Source organism: Mucilaginibacter sp. RCC_168 (assembly GCF_041355315.1).
Taxonomy (GTDB): Bacteria; Bacteroidota; Bacteroidia; order Sphingobacteriales; family Sphingobacteriaceae; genus Mucilaginibacter.
Window position 1 is genome coordinate 1 of sequence record NZ_JBFUPN010000016.1, and the last position, 16,905, is coordinate 16,905.

The window sequence follows — 16,905 nt, forward strand, 5'->3', positions numbered from 1 at the left end:
ACGTTTATGAAGGATGGCTACTCTATCAAGATTACAACTAAAAGATGTGTCCACACAGTAGCCCGTGGGGAGGGAATCGCTCCACCCAGGCCCCTTTCGTATCTCCTTTTACAATAAATCTTAAAATATTGAGATAGCCCAAAGTTTTACTATTTTTGGGCTCACAAAATTAACGATATGAATTTTCCAGCTGAGTTAAAATACACTAAAGATCATGAGTGGATACGGGTTGAAGGACAGGAAGCAACTGTAGGTATTACCGAATTTGCACAAGGCGAATTAGGTGATATTGTTTATGTTGATGTTCCTACCAAAGGAAAAGCACTCGAACAAGATGAAGTTTTTGGAACGATAGAGGCTGTAAAAACCGTATCTGACCTGTTTTTACCCGTTGCCGCTACCATTATAGAAGTGAACCCGGCTTTAGACGGGGAACCCGAGCTGGTGAATACAGATCCTTACGGCGACGGTTGGATAGTAAAGGTTAAACTTGCTGATGCAAGCGCTGTTGATTCACTTTTATCGGCTAAAGATTACGAGGCTTTGGTAAATGCTTAAATGAAAATATTTCTAAAATTTCATGGGCTCACTATTTTGTGGGCCTTATTTGTTTTTACGATGTGCGCGGTTAATTTAGGCGATGTAGATAAGGAGCCTATGTTTTTTCCGGGCTTTGATAAACTGACGCATACCGGCTTCTTTTTCACGCTGGTAGTACTTTTTTGCAACGGAATAATAAGGCAACAAAAACCAGAACGATTCTCGTATAAACAAATAGTTTTAGTTACAATAGTTGCCATTTTTTTTGGTGGGCTGATAGAGATCCTTCAGCTCACCATTTTTACTTGGCGCAGCGCCGATTGGAGTGATCTTTTTGCAGATACCCTGGGTACCTGCATGGGTATGTTTGCAGTACTGGTTACATTAGGAGCAACGGGTTATGGTAAAAAATAAATTCATTGTATTAGGGGCACTCTTATTAGTGACGAGCCTGTCATCATGCGGCATATTCAAAAAAAGCTGTAATTGTCCCCATTTTTCTGATGTGCAGATGTGCAAATATGCAGATGTGCAGATGATGGGGTAGATTTTACCTATCTTAGACGGCTTTTAACTCGCGATTCGTCATTGCGAGGTACGAAGCAATCTCTATACTGTACAGAGTGACTCTGCCTATCGGGGATTGCTTCGTACCTCGCAATGACGCGTGTATGTAATCTGAAATCCGCATTCCCTTGTCATCATTTTATCATTTCGCATCTGCATATTTGCACATCCGCACATTTGCACATCAATTTCACTGTTGTTATTTGGATTTAATATAAATAAGATTACATTTGCTGTGGTTTAAAATTATACGATGACACTTTCACAACTTGAAGTAGGCGAAATAGGAATTGTAAAGGAATTTACTGATCTGGAAATGTCGGTAAAGCTGATGGAAATGGGTTGCCTGCCTGGCGAAGAGATTAAAATTTCACGCATTGCGCCTCTTGGTGACCCGATTGCTATCCATGTTTCGGGCTACCAGTTAAGTCTGCGTAAATTTGAAGCCTCCACCATCGTATTGCAGTAGTTTTGTAAAATTTGAAAGCCGATATAAGAGTTGCACTTGTAGGAAATCCCAACACCGGTAAATCAACTCTCTTTAATATACTAACCGGTCTTAATCAAAAAATAGGAAATTTTCCGGGGGTTACTGTTGATAAAAAAACAGGCTTTTGCCAGCTGCCTGATGGCCGTACTGCCGAGATCATTGACCTGCCCGGTACTTACAGCATCTATCCTAAAAGTAAAGACGAATCCATCGTATTTTCGGTTTTGGCGGATAAAGCCAAAGGACTAACACCCGATCTGATCGTGGTGATACTGGATGCCTCCAATCTTAAACGCAACCTGTTGCTTTATACCCAGATAGCCGATTTGAAAATACCCATAGTTGTAGCTTTAAACATGATCGATGTATCTAAAAAAGCGGGTATTGATATCGACATTGATCAGTTCGCTAAAAAATTAGGAGTGCTGGTTGTTCCCATTTCGGCACGCAAGATCAAAGGGATCGATCAACTTAAAAACGCGATCGCCTACACCAATAAAATTGCACTGCAGCAAGACACCATTGATGTTGAAGCTATTGCCCCGCAAATTATAGCACAGATCAAGAACGATCTGAAAATCGATAACCCATATCTGGCCCTGCAGCTGGCGCATCAGCATGAAACGCTGAGCTACCTTTCGGCCGAGCAAAGCGACCGTATTGAGAAACTGGAACATGAATTTTCTTTCCATTCGCAAAAATCACAGGCGGCAGAAACCATTGCACGGTATAGTTTCATCAACGATTTACTGTACGATACCGTTAAAAAGCCCGAAACGGCTCATGACGAAACCGTAAGCAATAAAATTGATAAGATACTTACGCATAAAGTGTTCGGCTTTGTGATCTTCTTTGCCATATTGATGTTCATTTTCCAGGCTATTTTTTCCTGGTCGGCCTATCCTATGTCATTGATCGAGGATCTTTTTCTCTGGCTGCAAAGCCTAATCACTAAGGTTCTGCCTGCCGGTCCGCTGGTAAGTTTAATAGTTGATGGTGTGCTGGCGGGGTTAAGCGGCGTAATGGTATTTATACCGCAGATAGCTATTCTCTTCGCCCTGATATCTATACTGGAAGATACCGGCTACATGTCGCGTGTTACGTTTATGATGGATAAGGTGATGCGTAAGGTTGGCCTCAACGGCAAATCGGTTGTACCACTTATCGGTGGTTTTGCCTGCGCGGTACCATCTATCATGAGTACACGCAACATCGAAAACTGGAAAGACAGGATGATTACTATTATGGTTACCCCTTTGGTAGCATGTTCTGCTCGTCTGCCTATTTATACCCTGATGATTGCGCTGGTGGTGCCCAACCGTAATGTATGGTGGATATTTAACCTGCAGGGCCTGGCACTTACGGCTATGTATCTGCTCAGCATTGTATCGGCAGTTACGGTAGCCTTTGTTATGAAATTTATTTTAAAGGCCCGCGAACGCGGTTACTTTATCATGGAACTACCTGTGTACCGCATGCCGCGGTGGAAAAATGTAGGCTTTACCATGTATGACCGTTCCAAAACATTCGTGCTGCAGGCTGGCAAGGTTATTATAGCCGTATCGGTTATATTATGGGTATTGAAATCATACGGTCCGGGGGATACTTTTGCCAGGATCGATCAAAAATATCATCAAACACAATACACCAAAACCATGACGCCCGATAGTTTGACTAAGGTTATCGCCTCAGAAAAACTGGAAAGCTCCTATGCAGGCGTATTTGGTCATGTGATAGAGCCAGTGATCAAACCACTGGGTTTCGACTGGAAGATTGGCATTGCGCTCATCAGCTCTTTTGCTGCCCGCGAAGTGTTTGTAGGCACAATGGCCACCATTTACAGTGTGGAAGGCGACGCAGATAAAATGGAATCGGTACAGCAAAAAATGCACAGTGCCACTAACCCTGATACCGGGCAGCCGGTGTTCACTCTGGCTGTGGCATTTTCGCTCATGATGTTTTATGCCTTTGCCATGCAGTGCGCCAGCACCGTTGCCGTGGTGTACCGCGAAACTAAAGACTGGCGCTGGCCCGCAGTGCAGTTTGCCTACATGACGGCTCTGGCCTATACAGCCAGCTTTATCGTTTACCATTGGCTGAAATAATATTGGTTCATGGTTGATAGACCATAGTTCATAGCTATTTGACCTCCGAATCATAGCAAAAATAATCTCTTTGTAATTACTTAAAAACTTCTGGCTATGATCTATGAACCATCAACTATGAACTGATGAAATCCCTATATTTGTGTTGAGGTAAAAATTGGATAAAGTAAAAGTTTTAGAAAAGTATCTTCCGCCAGACGCTGCGCCCCTGATTGGCCGCTGGATTGATTACTTTAAATGTGAGTTTAAAATTTCGCGCAACCGTGGCAGTAAATTTGGCGATTATCGTTCGCCTTACGGCGGTAAAGGGCACCGCATCTCCGTTAATTACGATTTGAACCCCTACGCTTTCCTGGTAACTACGGTGCATGAGTTTGCACACCTGCATACCTGGAACGAGCATAAACAAAAAGCCAAACCGCACGGCACTGAGTGGAAAGCTAATTTTAAAAAAATGATGCAGCCTTTTTTTGAAAAGGATATTTTCCCCGCCGATGTAAAACATGCCATCACCAGCTATCTGAATAATCCGGCGGCCTCCAGCTGCTCAGATCTGAACCTGTACCGATCCCTGCGCAAATATGACGCGCCAAAAGAATCTGTACTTACCGTAGAGAAAGTCCCTCTGAAAGCCTTGTTCAAAATAAAAGGCGGCCGTATTTTCCGTAAGGAAGAACAGTTACGCAAGCGTTTTAAATGCACAGAGATAGCCACCAAAAGAGTTTACCTGTTTAGTCCGGTTGCCGAGGTGGAGTTGGTGGAAGATTAAATTTTGGATTTCGGATGTCCGATTTCGGATTTGCCTTTAAGACGCAGTAATAAATCAACTTTCCTTTAGTTGGAGATCATCAAGGCTCAGCCAAATAAATCCGAAATCGAACATCCGAAATCCGAAATCAAAAAACATCCTTACTTTTGCGGCATGGCAAAAGTGAAATCATTTGTAAATAACCCTTACCAGGAAAACACCTACCTTTTATACGATGAAACCGGCGAATGTGTGATCATTGATCCTGGTATGTATACCGCCTCCGAACAAAATGTGGTAACCAATTTTATAAAGGATAATAATTTAACGCCGGTAATCCTCTTAAACACCCATTGCCATATTGACCACGTACTGGGTAACAAATTTGTATTTGACACATACGGGCTAAAACCAAAGTTCCATGCCGGTGAGTCGGAAGTGTTGGCAGCAGTGGTAGCCTACGCGCCACAAATGGGCATCCGTTATGAAGCATCACCCCTGCCTGATGAGTTCCTACCTGAAACCGGCAGCATACAGTTTGGTAATACCACACTCCATTTGATCTTCGCCCCTGGCCATTCACCTGCGTCGTTGTGTTTTTATGATAAGGAAGCCAATATCCTGATAGGCGGCGATGTATTGTTTAGATTAAGCATTGGCCGGTATGACCTGCCCGGCGGAAGTTTCAGCACATTGATGGATAGCATTACCACAAAACTGTTTCGCCTGCCCGATGATTGCACGGTTTATCCCGGCCACGGCCCCGAAACTACCATCGGTTACGAAAAACAAAACAACCCGTTTTTAAACTAAAAGTCAAAATTAAAAAGTCAAAAGTCCTTCGCAACTCATAACTTGCAACTTACAACTCCAAAACTAATTGAACACCTCGGTATATATAGCTAAACGGTACCTATTTTCGGGCAAAAAAATGCACGCTATAAATATCATTTCGGGTATTTCGATGCTCGGTGTTTTAATTGGCAGCGCGGCGCTGATCATTATTTTGTCGGTATTCAACGGTTTCGAAAAAGTGATCCTTTCGCTGTATAGCAACTTTACACCCGAAATAAAGATAGAACCACGTTTTGGTAAAACTTTTAATCCGGACACTACCTACTTCAATACCCTACATCAGGATAAACGCCTTATTTCCTACACTGAGGTACTGCAGGAAAAAGCCTTGATCAAATATGGCGACAAAACTTTCTTGGCGACCGTAAAAGGTGTAAGTGACGATTTTTTGAAAAACAAACAACTGGATAGCACCGTGCAAGTAGGTTCCTTCACTTTAAAAAGCGGAGGGCGCAACTTCGCGGTTATTGGGGCCACTATCCAAAATAACCTGGGCATTAATGTTCATGATGAGCTTTCACCCATACAAATATATTCGCCAAGGCGAGGGTCAGAAAGTTCGGATAATCCACTTAATGAGTTTGTGGTTCGCTCTATAAATCCATCCGGTGTATTTGGTATACAGCAGGAGTTTGATGATATAGTGGTAACACCCCTGGAGTTTGCCCGTGATTTGCTCGATCAGCCCAAAGAAGTATCCTCCATTGAACTTACCTATAAAAAAGGTACAGATCTGACATCGATCCAAAACAAATTAACAGATGATATCGGCACTAAATTCACCGTTAAAAATCGGAAGCAGCAAAACACCGAACTATATAAAACGTTGAATTATGAACGCTGGTCGATATTCACGATACTTACCTTCGTGCTCATTATAGCAATATTTAACATCATTGGTTCGTTAACCATGCTGGTGATTGATAAGCGAAAGGACATTGCCATATTAAGCAGCCTGGGCGCCAACAAGCAGACCATACAAGGCATTTTCTTTTTTGAAGGAATGATGATATCGTTGATCGGCTGTATTGCTGGTATTGTTTTAGGCCTGATATTCTGTCTGCTGCAACAGCACTTTGGCTGGATAAAAATGGGCGCGCAGATGTCGGTAATTGATGCCTACCCGGTTGATATTAACCCCGTTGATGTTGGCCTAGTGCTTTTAACAGTTGGCATCATTTCTGTAATAGCATCAGGCATCAGCGCACGATTAAGTATTAAAGGTTTAGATGAAATCAAACAGGATTTGTAAATTTGCGGTATGAGGATAGTATCAAGCCAACAGTCTTTAGTCGGAAGTACTAAGCCGAAAGTTCTTTTTCCCAAGCTTCGGACTTATAACTTTAGACTTATGACTAAACATGTTGGGTGTATTAAATATTTCGCGTTCTTATTTGTTTTAATTGCTGCATGCTCATGTAACCGGAACCCATCAAAAACCAACCAGCAAACGGTTTTTAAAGGATTATACAGTTTTGGCCCCGAAATAAAATCATTCAAGGATTGCGATAGCGGCAGAGAATTTTGGGTTGCCGACAGTTCGGCCCAGTTAGAACTGCAATATTCGCAGCTTAATTTCGAAAAACCTTACGAGCCCGTATATGTTGAGGTAGAAGGCCTTAAATCAAAATCAGGAAAAGAAGGTATGGGGTCTGAGTATGACAGCACCTTGGTTGTAAAGAAAGTTATAAAAATAACCAAAGAGATCCCTCAGGATATTTGCAATTAATGACTAAATAGTATCAAGTAGTTAGTATCAAGTATCGAGACTACTTTTGCTATTGATAACCTTTTAAATCTTGATACTTGATACTAACTACTTGATACTGAAAACCAATTATTATGGAATCAAAACGTCAGCAAAAATTCGCCGGAGTAATACAGCAGGACCTGGCCGCCATATTTCAGCGCGAAGGCATGAACTATTTGCCCAATACCCTGGTAACCATTACTAAAGTACGCGTAACCCCCGATTTGGCCATTGCCCGTATATTTTTAAGCTTTTTTGGCAACAACAACCTGCAGCTGGCCTTGCAAACCATCAAATCGCATGCCTCCGAGATCAGGTATAAACTGGGTGCCCGAATTAAAGACCAGGTAAGGATCATTCCTCAGTTGGAATTTTTTGTGGATGATACCAGCGAATACGTAGAGCGTATGGACAAGATATTTGAAAAACTAAGCAAAGAAGAGCGCCAGCCCGATACCGAATAATATTGCCGGATGGACCCGCATGCCCGTTTAAAAACTTATTTGCGAAACAACCCCACTGCCATTGGCAAAGTGGTTGACTATAATGCCGGCACCGACCGGCTTTTTCAGTTGGATTTTACCGCGGCCAACACCGAGCTCAACATGACCATTATTGCAGATACGCAGCAATTTAGTGGTTGGGTAAGTGAAAAGTTAAAAACCAATAATTGCCGCTATGGTATTGGCGGCTATATGGAGCACCGTACCATTTATGCCGTAAGTCCGCATTTTGATACGGATAACGAGCCGCGCCGCCTGCATCTGGGTGTTGATATCTGGGGCGATGCCGGTACACCCGTTTATTCGCCGTTTGATGGTACCGTGCATAGCTTTCAGGATAATAATAACCTGGGTGATTACGGTCCCGCTATTATATTACAGCATAACCTTGATAACTTAACCCTGTACAGCCTATACGGGCACCTGAGTCGTAAAAGTTTAATTGGATTGACCGTTGGTATGCCTATCCATAAAAACCAACAGATAGCCACGCTGGGTAATAACCAGGAGAATGGTCAATGGCCTCCGCACCTGCACTTTCAGCTCATGTATGATATGGAAGGTAAATATGGCGATTACCCCGGTGTATGCAAATACTCTGAAAAGGAAAAGTACAGCCTGAATGTTCCTGATCCGGGTCTCGTCCTGGGATTTTAAGACCCTAATAAAAGCGACTTTTGAATTAAACTTTATATCCGTTTTATTGTCGATATTTATATTATGATAAAGCGTTTATTTATATTCGTCTTGCTCACAGCGGCCACCGCGCTTACGGCTGTTGCCCAGCCCGCTTTCACGGGTGGCCAAAATGCCCTGATGGATTTTTTAAGAACAAGAATTGTCTATCCCGAATATTCCAGCAGAAATTGTATTTCAGGTACCATCGATGTATCCTTCCGGCTTGATCGCCAAGGTAATGTTACCAGTGCCAGCGTGCAGCATGGATTGGGTATTGATCTGGATGATGAAGCTCTGCGGGTTATTAAATTAACATCTGGCCATTGGACCATACCTACCGATTATAATGAGAATACCAACTTAGTACAACCTATTCGTTTTGACCCCGACAGAACCCGTTGTGGCGTTATTGACGCTAACAATATGCAAGCCGCTATCGACGATTATAAGAACCGGCAGGAACTGGAGAACGCCGTTACCAATTATTATATCAACAAATATAAAGGCAAGGCCGATACCAGTAAGGAGCCTACCATTATAGCCTTAAAAAAACAATTGGGTTTTGATGACGAGTTGATCAGCGACCTGCTAAAACAAGCCGATCAGAAATTAAAACAGGGCGATAAAGAAGGCGCCTGTACCGACTGGACCTTTATCCGCAACATAGGAAGCGATAAAGCCGACAGTTTTATTAAGAAATACTGCGGGCAATAATTTTATAAAACCGCTACATTCACTGCATGGTTCAACACGAGCAGCAATTACGCAAAAAGGTAAAAACTTGGATCATTATATTCATCATCGGCTTAGTATTGAGCGGCGTGACTGCCTTCCCGATAGAAACCGAACTGGGCTTTTTTGCAGCACATGTGCAATCATTCTCAACCTTTATGCAGCCCTGGATCATGAAAGTATACCTCGCCGTAAAAACCACTAATCAAAACTATCCTTATTTAAGTTACGGTACCGACTGGCTGGCATTTGGTCACTTGGTCATAGCCATGGTATTTATCGGCCCTTTAAAAGATCCTGTAAAAAATATCTGGGTTATACAGTTCGGGATGATCGCCTGCATTATGGTGTTTCCGCTGGCTTTCATCGCCGGCCCTATACGTGGCATCCCTATTTATTGGCGTTTTATTGATTGCTGCTTTGGCATTTTCGGCATTATCCCGCTTTACATCTGCTATCGCGATATTAAAAAGCTGGAAGCCTTAACTTCTTGAAGGAAGAATAATTGTTTGCTATAGAAAAAACATGTAGGTAACATGTTTTAAGGTTTGCCTTAATTTTTCAAGCGCAATGCTCACCTGCCGTTCAACAGTTTTTGGTGAGATATTGAGTTTACTGGCAATCTCCTTATATTTCATATCGCTGAAACGGCTCATTACAAAAATTTCACGGCATTTTTCGGGCAGCGTATTGATAGCCGCGTTAATTTGGCGGGTTAATTCTTTTTCTTCATACCCGCTTTCTACGGTGTTGCGCACCTCATCAAAAAGATTATTCTTTTCCAGATAAGCTACGTATAGGTTCTCTATTTTTTGATGTTTCAAATAATTCAGACTCCGATTTTGAACCATTTTAAATAAATAAGAACCTACGGAACTTGAAAAAGTAACCTCATGGCCTTTTTCCCATAAAAGTGTGAAAACATCAGCAACAATTTCTTCAGAAATCGAGAGGTCATTTACAAAACGATTACAAAAAAGCGTAAGCCGGGTATAGTAAAGCTTAAATAAAGCCTCAAAAGCTTTTGTGTCGCCTTGCGTAAGATTAGTAATAAGGATTTCGTCGCTTTTAGTAATCATTTATTCATAATCAGATCAAAATGAAGCACTTTTTAAAAAACTTTAACAAGTTAGATAAAAAAATTTAAATGTTTCAAATTTAATATGGAAATAATGATAAGGTAATTATAAAACATTCTGCACAGTGTAGCACAAACACAATTATTCCGGACTTTTAAAGCCCTCTGCCGAATTTTTATAAAAAATATTTTCTAAGTCTTTGAGGGTAAGCCCTTTTTTAATTGTCTTGCTATTATAACAAGAATGGATAACGAAGAGATAAAACAATTATTAGTAAAGTACATTACCCGCGAGGCTGATGAACAGGAAACAGACCGGGTAAGGGAATGGGTTAAAGCACATCCAGAAAATGAGCAGTATTTTGCCCAGTTGTATGAAGCCTGGCAAAATATGATGTACCTGAAACCGGAGCTTGTGGATGAAGAAAAAGCATATCAAAAATTTTTGTCAATAATACCACAGGAAACAAAGTACAGGCAATTATATAAATGGAGTAAGATAGCAGCCGTTGTAGCACTATTTAGTGTGCTTTCGTTTTTTTTAATACGGCATTATTCACAAAATGCGCAAAGCATTCGATTGGTATCTGCCAGCAAAGGGGGAATTAAAAAGATTGTTTTAACAGATGGTACGCTTGTTTGGTTAAACGCGGGCAGCAAACTGAACTACAACACTGATTTTGGTAAAAATAACCGGACAGTTTATTTGGAAGGCGAAGCATTTTTTGAAATAGCACCTGGCAAAAAAACTATTCCCTTTATTGTTAACACAAAGAATTATACCATCAGGGATATCGGTACCAAGTTTAATCTGAAATCGTACCCGAACGACTCTTTCTTTGAAACAACGGTTGTTAAAGGAGAGGTTTCCGTTGAAGGCAATATTGATAACAATGCCCGCGAAATGAGCCGTATATATGTTAAGCCGCGGCAGGTATTGCGCATATATTATCAGCAGCAGAAAGAAAAATACGCTTATAAACCCGATGATCAGCATGATCTTAAAGATCTGAATGAGATTCAGGTTTTACAGATCGATTCGGCAAAAATGGATAAATACGACGGATGGAAAGAAAATCTGCTGGTATTTGATGGTAACACGCTTGACGAAATATCCAAAGTGCTGGAACGCCATTATAACGTAAAAATAGTTATGGATGATGCCAGCCTGCAAAGCATAAGGTACTCCGGAAGTTTTAAGAATGTGGCATCGATTGATAAAGTGCTGAATCTGATAAAAGGAAATACCGACATTGATTATACCATAAACGGAAATACCGTAACCATTACCAGAAACAACTAATCAACCATAACAACTTAACCATTAAAAAACAATATATGGCAAAAAAATAACTCCCTCGCTTTTCAATAAAAAACCCGGTGTGCGCTAACACTCCGGGCTATGTAAAAAATTAATAGCTAATACCCTACGCTTGGGGAAGCATAGTATTAACTAATTAACAAACACAAATTTATGATAAATTTTGACAGAAAATCTGTATGGCCTGCGCATGCATGGCAAAAAACCATTAAAATTATGAAGCTTGTTACTGTTTTGCTCTTTACGGGTATAATGCACATACATGCTGCCGTTTATTCACAAAACGTTTACAATTTTAATCTTAACAACATCTCGTTAAAACAGATGTTCAAGCAGATAGAAAAAAACAGTAAATACACCGTTTTTTACCGGCTTGACCAGGTAAACGCAGACAAAAAAATAAACGTAGAGCTGCAAGACGCCAGCATCGAAACGGTGATGAAAAATGTGCTTCAGAACCAACCATTGACATTCCAGGTAGTTGACGATATTATTATCATTAAACCTGCCGATGGTAAAGCCATTGCAACGGTTACCGTAACCGGGGTAATTAAAGATGCCAGCGGCACACCGCTTCCTGGAGTAAGCGTTAAACTGGCTGGTAGTTCATTAGGCACAGTAACTGATGTTAATGGTAAATACAGTCTTACCCTGCCGGATGGTAATGGTACGCTGGAATTTACATTCCTGGGCTTTACCACCCAGCGGATACCCGTTAATGGTAAAACCTCCATCAACGTTACCCTGGCAGAAGAATCAAAATCGCTGAATGAGGTTGTGGTAGTAGGGTATGCAACACAAAGGAAAAAGGATCTGACAGGCGCCGTGGCTGTAGTTGATGTACAAGCTATGAACAAACAAGCTTCGGGTTCGGTCAGTAGCCAGTTGCAGGGCCAGGCATCTGGTGTCACTATCATCGGATCAGGCCAACCAGGCGCCGAACCACAGGTACGTATACGGGGATTCAATTCCTTTGGCAATAATGATCCTTTATATGTGGTTGATGGTATACCAACACAGGATATCAGCACCATTAACCCCAATGATATTGAAAGCTTTCAAATACTAAAAGATGCTAGCTCAGCTTCTATATATGGCGCGCGTGCATCAAATGGTGTAATTATCATTACCACCAAAAAAGGCAAGGGCAAAGTAACAATACAATATGATGCTTATTATGGCAGGCAAGTACCCAAAGGCGGTAACGTATGGCATACGCTAACCCCGCAGGAACTGGCCGACTTAAAACACCTGGCTCAGACAAATTCTGGTGTTACCGATTTCAAGGATGATCAGTATAATCCAGACGGTACGGGTTCCACTTATACTTTACCCGATTACATTTCACCGGCAGGTGCAAAAAACGGAGATCCGACTACCGATCCATCCCTATATTATGTAAATCCAAATTATACCAATTCTGATGACTATAACAGCTTTTACCGCATCACCAAAGCGAATAAAGCAGGTACAGACTGGTATCACGAAATATTTAAAACCGCCCCTATGACCAGCCATAACCTGGCCGTAAGTTCTGGCAATGAACAGGGCAGCTACTTATTTTCATTAAATTATTTCAACCAGCAAGGTACGTTGATCAATACTTACGAAAAAAGGTACACCATCCGTGCCAACAGTCAGCACAATTTCAACAAACATGTGCGTATTGGCGAAAACCTGGCTTATTCTATAGTCAATAACCCACAAGTTGGTTACAATAATGGTGATGCGGTTATAGCGCATGCCTTCAGGGAGCAAACCATCATTCCGGTATATGATATTAAGGGCAACTACGCCGGTGATAACGGATCTGGCTTAGGCGATGCCTTTAACCCCGTAGCTATGCAGCAACGTACAAGAAACAATAAATCATTGGCCTACAGGCTGTTTGGAAACGTGTTTGCGGAAGCCGATTTTTTAAATGATTTCACCATCCGAACCAGTTTTGGTGGTGAAACAGCTTCGGGCATTGCTCATAGCTTTACTTATCCTCAATATGAGAACGTAGAGAACTCACAAACTAATCAATATAACGAGGACTCGTACAGTAACTATAACTGGACCTGGACCAATACTTTAGCTTATCATAAAACAATTAACAAGCATGATATTAAAGTAGTTGTAGGTTCTGAAGCCAATCAGAGCTATTCCAGCAACCTTGGTGGTGCAAGACAAGGATATTTCAGTTTTGACCCTAACTATGTTGATTTAAGCACAGGTAACGTGAGCAGCGCCAGTAACTACAGCTATCGTGGCGAATCATCTCTGTTCTCGTTATTTGCCAGGGCCGACTACATCTTTGATGGTAAGTATCTTTTCAATGCCACTGTTCGTCGTGATGGGGCTTCCAATTTCTCACAAGTTCATCAATACGGCTGGTTCCCGGCTTTCAGTGCAGGCTGGAGAATATCTCAGGAGAGCTTCATGAAAGGCGCTACGTGGCTTAATGATTTAAAAATACGTGGTGGATATGGTATTATGGGTAACCAGCTTAACATCACCTCATCAAACCGGTTTGATGCGTTTAGCAGCGCCGTAGGCCAGTCTTATTATGCGCTTAACGGAGGCAACAATGTTGTAGCGGGTTTTTATCAGTCGCAAATTGGTAACCCCAACGCTAAATGGGAAAAAGACGCCAACACCAACATAGGCTTTGACGCTTCTATACTGAACAGCGCCATTACCATTACAGTTGATTATTATCGCAAAGATATCCGTGACCTGTTGTACAATCCTGAGGTTTTAGGTACTATCGGCAACGGCGCGCCACCGTTTGTAAACATCGCAAAAATGAAAACAGACGGCTTGGATGCCAGTGTGGCTACCAACTTTAAAGTAAATAAGGTTGGGTTTAACGCTACATTTAACATCACTACTTTTAGCAATAAAATAACCAAAGTATCCAACGACGCCAATTATTTTGATAGTGATAATACAAGGGGTTTTGACGTAGGCTTTGTACGCAACCAGGTAGGACACTCTTATGGCGAATTTTACGGCTATAAAATAGTGGGCTTCTGGAATTCGCAACAGGAAATAGATGCGGCTAACGCAAAAGTTCAACAAGCTTCAAATGATCCTAATGCCACTTATCAAACCGATGTTGCCGTTGGGCGTTTCAAATATGCAGATGTTAATGGCGATGGTAAGATCACAGACGCCGACAGAACTTTTATCGGTAATCCAAACCCTAAATTCACTTCGGGATTAAACCTGGGCGTTACCTATGCCGGCTTTGATTTTAACGCGTTATTTTATGGCGTTTTTGGCAATAAAATATGGAACAACGTTAAGCGCTGGAGAGATTTTTACTCCTCGTTCACAACAGCAAAAAGTCAAACCGCGCTTTATGACTCCTGGACGCCAACAAACCACAACGCTAAGGCGCCAATACAGGAAATTAATTCTTCATTTAGCAGCAATTCGCAGCCAAACTCATATTTTGTTGAAAACGGCTCGTATGTACGCCTGCGTAATGCACAGATAGGCTATACCTTTTCACCAAACGGTCTTAAAAAATTAGGTATTCAAAAACTAAGAGCATATATATCCGGTACCAACCTGTTTACTATAACCGGGTACTCCGGCATCGACCCTGAATTACAGGGACAGCCGGACAGTCAGGGGCATACCACTTTCGGAATTGACGAAGGCACGTATGCAAGCCCCCGCACCTTCTTATTTGGTGTTAGTTTAACATTATAATTCATCATTAAGCACGATTACAATGAGAACAAATATATATATCGCTTTAAGTATGGCGCTTGCCATATCAATCAGTTCATGTAAAAAATCATTGGATAAACCTCTTTTAGGAGCATTGGAGTCTCCGCTGCTTCAAACAAAAGATGGTGTTAATGGCCTGCTTATAGGTACTTATGCCGCTTTAGATGGCATGGCTGGGACATCGGCCATTGGCGGTGGTAACCCCTGGGAAACTTCTCCGGATAACTGGGTTTTAGGTGGCGTGGCCGGCGGCGATGCCAATAAAGGCAGTATAGCCGGCGACGTATCTGAGATTGAACCCATTATGCAGTTTTACAGCGACCCGACCAACGTTTTTTATAACAGTAAATGGAAGGCTGATTACGAAGGCATTTCAAGGGCCAACACGGTTTTAAAGGTAGTAGCCAAGGTGCCTACCCTCACCGATGCCGAAAAAGCCAATATCATTGGGCAAGCCCGGTTTTTAAGAGGACACTATTACTTTGATCTGCGAAAGATCTTTAAAAATGTGCCTTATATCGATGAAACCACCACTAACTTTAATCAGCCTAACAATACCGATGTATGGTCAAAAATAGAGGCTGATCTTGATTTTGCCTATAAAAATCTGCCTTCAACGCAAGCCAGCGCAGGCATGGTAAATAAATGGGCTGCTGGCGCTTATTTGGCCAAAGCTTACTTGTACGAACAAAAATACCCACAGGCAAAAACCGTATTTGACGATGTTATCTTAAATGGTGTTACTTCAAATGGCCTTAAATATGGCTTGAATGATAAATTTGATGATAACTTTACACCGGAGACCGAAAACTCAAAAGAAGCCGTTTTTGCTATACAAATGGCAGCCAATGTTGACCCGGATGGTCCTACCAATGCCAACAACGGCGATATGTTGAATTTCCCATATGGCACGGATAGTCCTTTCCCTTGCTGCGGTTTTTATCAGCCATCAGCAGATCTGGTTAACCACTTCCGTACTGATAAAAATGGCTTGCCTTACCTGGACGATTTCAATAGCCATCCTATAAAAAATGATATGCATTTGTCGTCATCTGATGATTTTACGCCTGATGCGGATAATATTGACCCCCGCCTGGATTGGACAGCAGGCCGCCGGGGTATTCCGTATCTTGACTGGGGTATACATCCCGGCGATTCATGGGTAAGGGATCAAAGCTATGCTGGCCCCTACTCGCCAATAAAAAATGTTTATTGGAATGCAACCCAAAATACCGACGGCGATAACCACTCCTGGGCACCGGGCTCGGCCATTAATTATAATGTGATCCGCTTTGCCGATGTACTCTTAATGGCTGCCGAAGTCGAGGCACAACTGGGCAACCTGAATCAGGCAGAAAATTATGTAAATACAGTACGTAACAGAGCTGCAAATCCAATTGGCTTTGTACATACCTACATAGATCCTGCAAATCCTACTAAGGGTTTTACCAATATACCAGCGGCAAATTATAAAGTAAGCGCATATCCCGTTGGTGCATTTTCCAGCCAGGCCTTCGCCCTCAAAGCCATCTATTTTGAACGTAAAATTGAATTAGCGATGGAAGGGCACCGCTTTTTTGACCTGGTTAGATGGGGTATTGCCGATACCGAGCTGAACAACTACTTTAAATATCAAAACACTGTTACAACCGACCTTAGAAGCGGAAAGTATGTAAAGGGTAAAAATGATTACTACCCTATCCCGCAAAGACAAATTGATTTAAGTGCAAGTGGCGGCAGCCCTGTACTTAAACAAAACTCAGGTTATTAATAAAAATTCATTCAACCCTTACCCGGATAATTCGTCCAGGT

General features: G+C 41.9%; 16 protein-coding genes. 15 read left to right on the forward strand and 1 reads right to left on the reverse strand.

All coding sequences use genetic code 11. The features are described 5' to 3' along the window. The first annotated feature begins 177 nt into the window (after positions 1 to 177). From gcvH to AB6735_RS16125, 12 genes are all read left to right on the forward strand, one after another. The gene (gcvH, locus tag AB6735_RS16070) at positions 178 to 558 is read left to right on the forward strand and encodes a glycine cleavage system protein GcvH (protein ID WP_370996865.1); all 381 of its coding nucleotides are present in this window, start codon (positions 178 to 180) and stop codon (positions 556 to 558) included. Next, complete coding sequence (locus AB6735_RS16075) at positions 559 to 954, forward strand: VanZ family protein (protein ID WP_370996866.1); 396 nt, start codon at positions 559 to 561, stop codon at positions 952 to 954. It begins immediately after the preceding gene. A gap of 406 nt (positions 955 to 1,360) precedes the next feature. Then, positions 1,361 to 1,576 (forward strand): ferrous iron transport protein A, encoded by a 216-nt coding sequence (locus AB6735_RS16080; RefSeq protein ID WP_370996867.1) that lies wholly within the window; start codon positions 1,361 to 1,363, stop codon positions 1,574 to 1,576. Between the two features lie 11 nt (positions 1,577 to 1,587). Further along, positions 1,588 to 3,702 (forward strand): ferrous iron transport protein B, encoded by a 2,115-nt coding sequence (feoB, locus tag AB6735_RS16085; protein ID WP_370996868.1) that lies wholly within the window; start codon positions 1,588 to 1,590, stop codon positions 3,700 to 3,702. Positions 3,703 to 3,859: 157 nt separating this feature from the next. Then, complete coding sequence (locus AB6735_RS16090; RefSeq protein WP_370996869.1) at positions 3,860 to 4,471, forward strand: SprT-like domain-containing protein; 612 nt, start codon at positions 3,860 to 3,862, stop codon at positions 4,469 to 4,471. Positions 4,472 to 4,624: 153 nt separating this feature from the next. Continuing rightward, the gene (locus tag AB6735_RS16095; RefSeq protein ID WP_370996870.1) at positions 4,625 to 5,263 is read left to right on the forward strand and encodes an MBL fold metallo-hydrolase; all 639 of its coding nucleotides are present in this window, start codon (positions 4,625 to 4,627) and stop codon (positions 5,261 to 5,263) included. A 118-nt stretch (positions 5,264 to 5,381) separates the two neighbouring features. After that, positions 5,382 to 6,557 (forward strand): FtsX-like permease family protein, encoded by a 1,176-nt coding sequence (locus AB6735_RS16100; protein ID WP_370996871.1) that lies wholly within the window; start codon positions 5,382 to 5,384, stop codon positions 6,555 to 6,557. Between the two features lie 99 nt (positions 6,558 to 6,656). Further along, positions 6,657 to 7,034 (forward strand): hypothetical protein, encoded by a 378-nt coding sequence (locus tag AB6735_RS16105; RefSeq protein WP_370996872.1) that lies wholly within the window; start codon positions 6,657 to 6,659, stop codon positions 7,032 to 7,034. A 113-nt stretch (positions 7,035 to 7,147) separates the two neighbouring features. Continuing rightward, the gene (rbfA, locus tag AB6735_RS16110; RefSeq protein ID WP_172333987.1) at positions 7,148 to 7,519 is read left to right on the forward strand and encodes a 30S ribosome-binding factor RbfA; all 372 of its coding nucleotides are present in this window, start codon (positions 7,148 to 7,150) and stop codon (positions 7,517 to 7,519) included. Between the two features lie 9 nt (positions 7,520 to 7,528). Then, complete coding sequence (locus AB6735_RS16115) at positions 7,529 to 8,215, forward strand: peptidoglycan DD-metalloendopeptidase family protein (RefSeq protein WP_370996873.1); 687 nt, start codon at positions 7,529 to 7,531, stop codon at positions 8,213 to 8,215. A gap of 63 nt (positions 8,216 to 8,278) precedes the next feature. Further along, the gene (locus AB6735_RS16120; protein WP_370996874.1) at positions 8,279 to 8,950 is read left to right on the forward strand and encodes a TonB family protein; all 672 of its coding nucleotides are present in this window, start codon (positions 8,279 to 8,281) and stop codon (positions 8,948 to 8,950) included. A gap of 26 nt (positions 8,951 to 8,976) precedes the next feature. After that, positions 8,977 to 9,462 (forward strand): hypothetical protein, encoded by a 486-nt coding sequence (locus tag AB6735_RS16125; RefSeq protein WP_370996875.1) that lies wholly within the window; start codon positions 8,977 to 8,979, stop codon positions 9,460 to 9,462. An 18-nt stretch (positions 9,463 to 9,480) separates the two neighbouring features. On the opposite strand, the gene AB6735_RS16130 is transcribed toward AB6735_RS16125, so the two are convergent. Then, positions 9,481 to 10,047: an RNA polymerase sigma-70 factor gene (locus AB6735_RS16130; protein WP_370996876.1), complete on the reverse strand. Its 567-nt coding sequence runs from the start codon at positions 10,045 to 10,047 to the stop codon at positions 9,481 to 9,483. Between the two features lie 243 nt (positions 10,048 to 10,290). Between AB6735_RS16130 and AB6735_RS16135 the strand changes: the two genes are divergently transcribed. The 3 genes from AB6735_RS16135 (at position 10,291) to AB6735_RS16145 (ending at position 16,864) form a co-directional block, all read left to right on the forward strand. Then, complete coding sequence (locus AB6735_RS16135) at positions 10,291 to 11,349, forward strand: FecR family protein (RefSeq protein ID WP_370996877.1); 1,059 nt, start codon at positions 10,291 to 10,293, stop codon at positions 11,347 to 11,349. Positions 11,350 to 11,583: 234 nt separating this feature from the next. Then, the gene (locus AB6735_RS16140) at positions 11,584 to 15,072 is read left to right on the forward strand and encodes a TonB-dependent receptor (protein ID WP_370996878.1); all 3,489 of its coding nucleotides are present in this window, start codon (positions 11,584 to 11,586) and stop codon (positions 15,070 to 15,072) included. A 22-nt stretch (positions 15,073 to 15,094) separates the two neighbouring features. Continuing rightward, entirely contained in the window at positions 15,095 to 16,864 is a 1,770-nt protein-coding gene (locus tag AB6735_RS16145; RefSeq protein ID WP_370996879.1) for a RagB/SusD family nutrient uptake outer membrane protein, read from the forward strand. Positions 16,865 to 16,905: the final 41 nt, after the last annotated feature.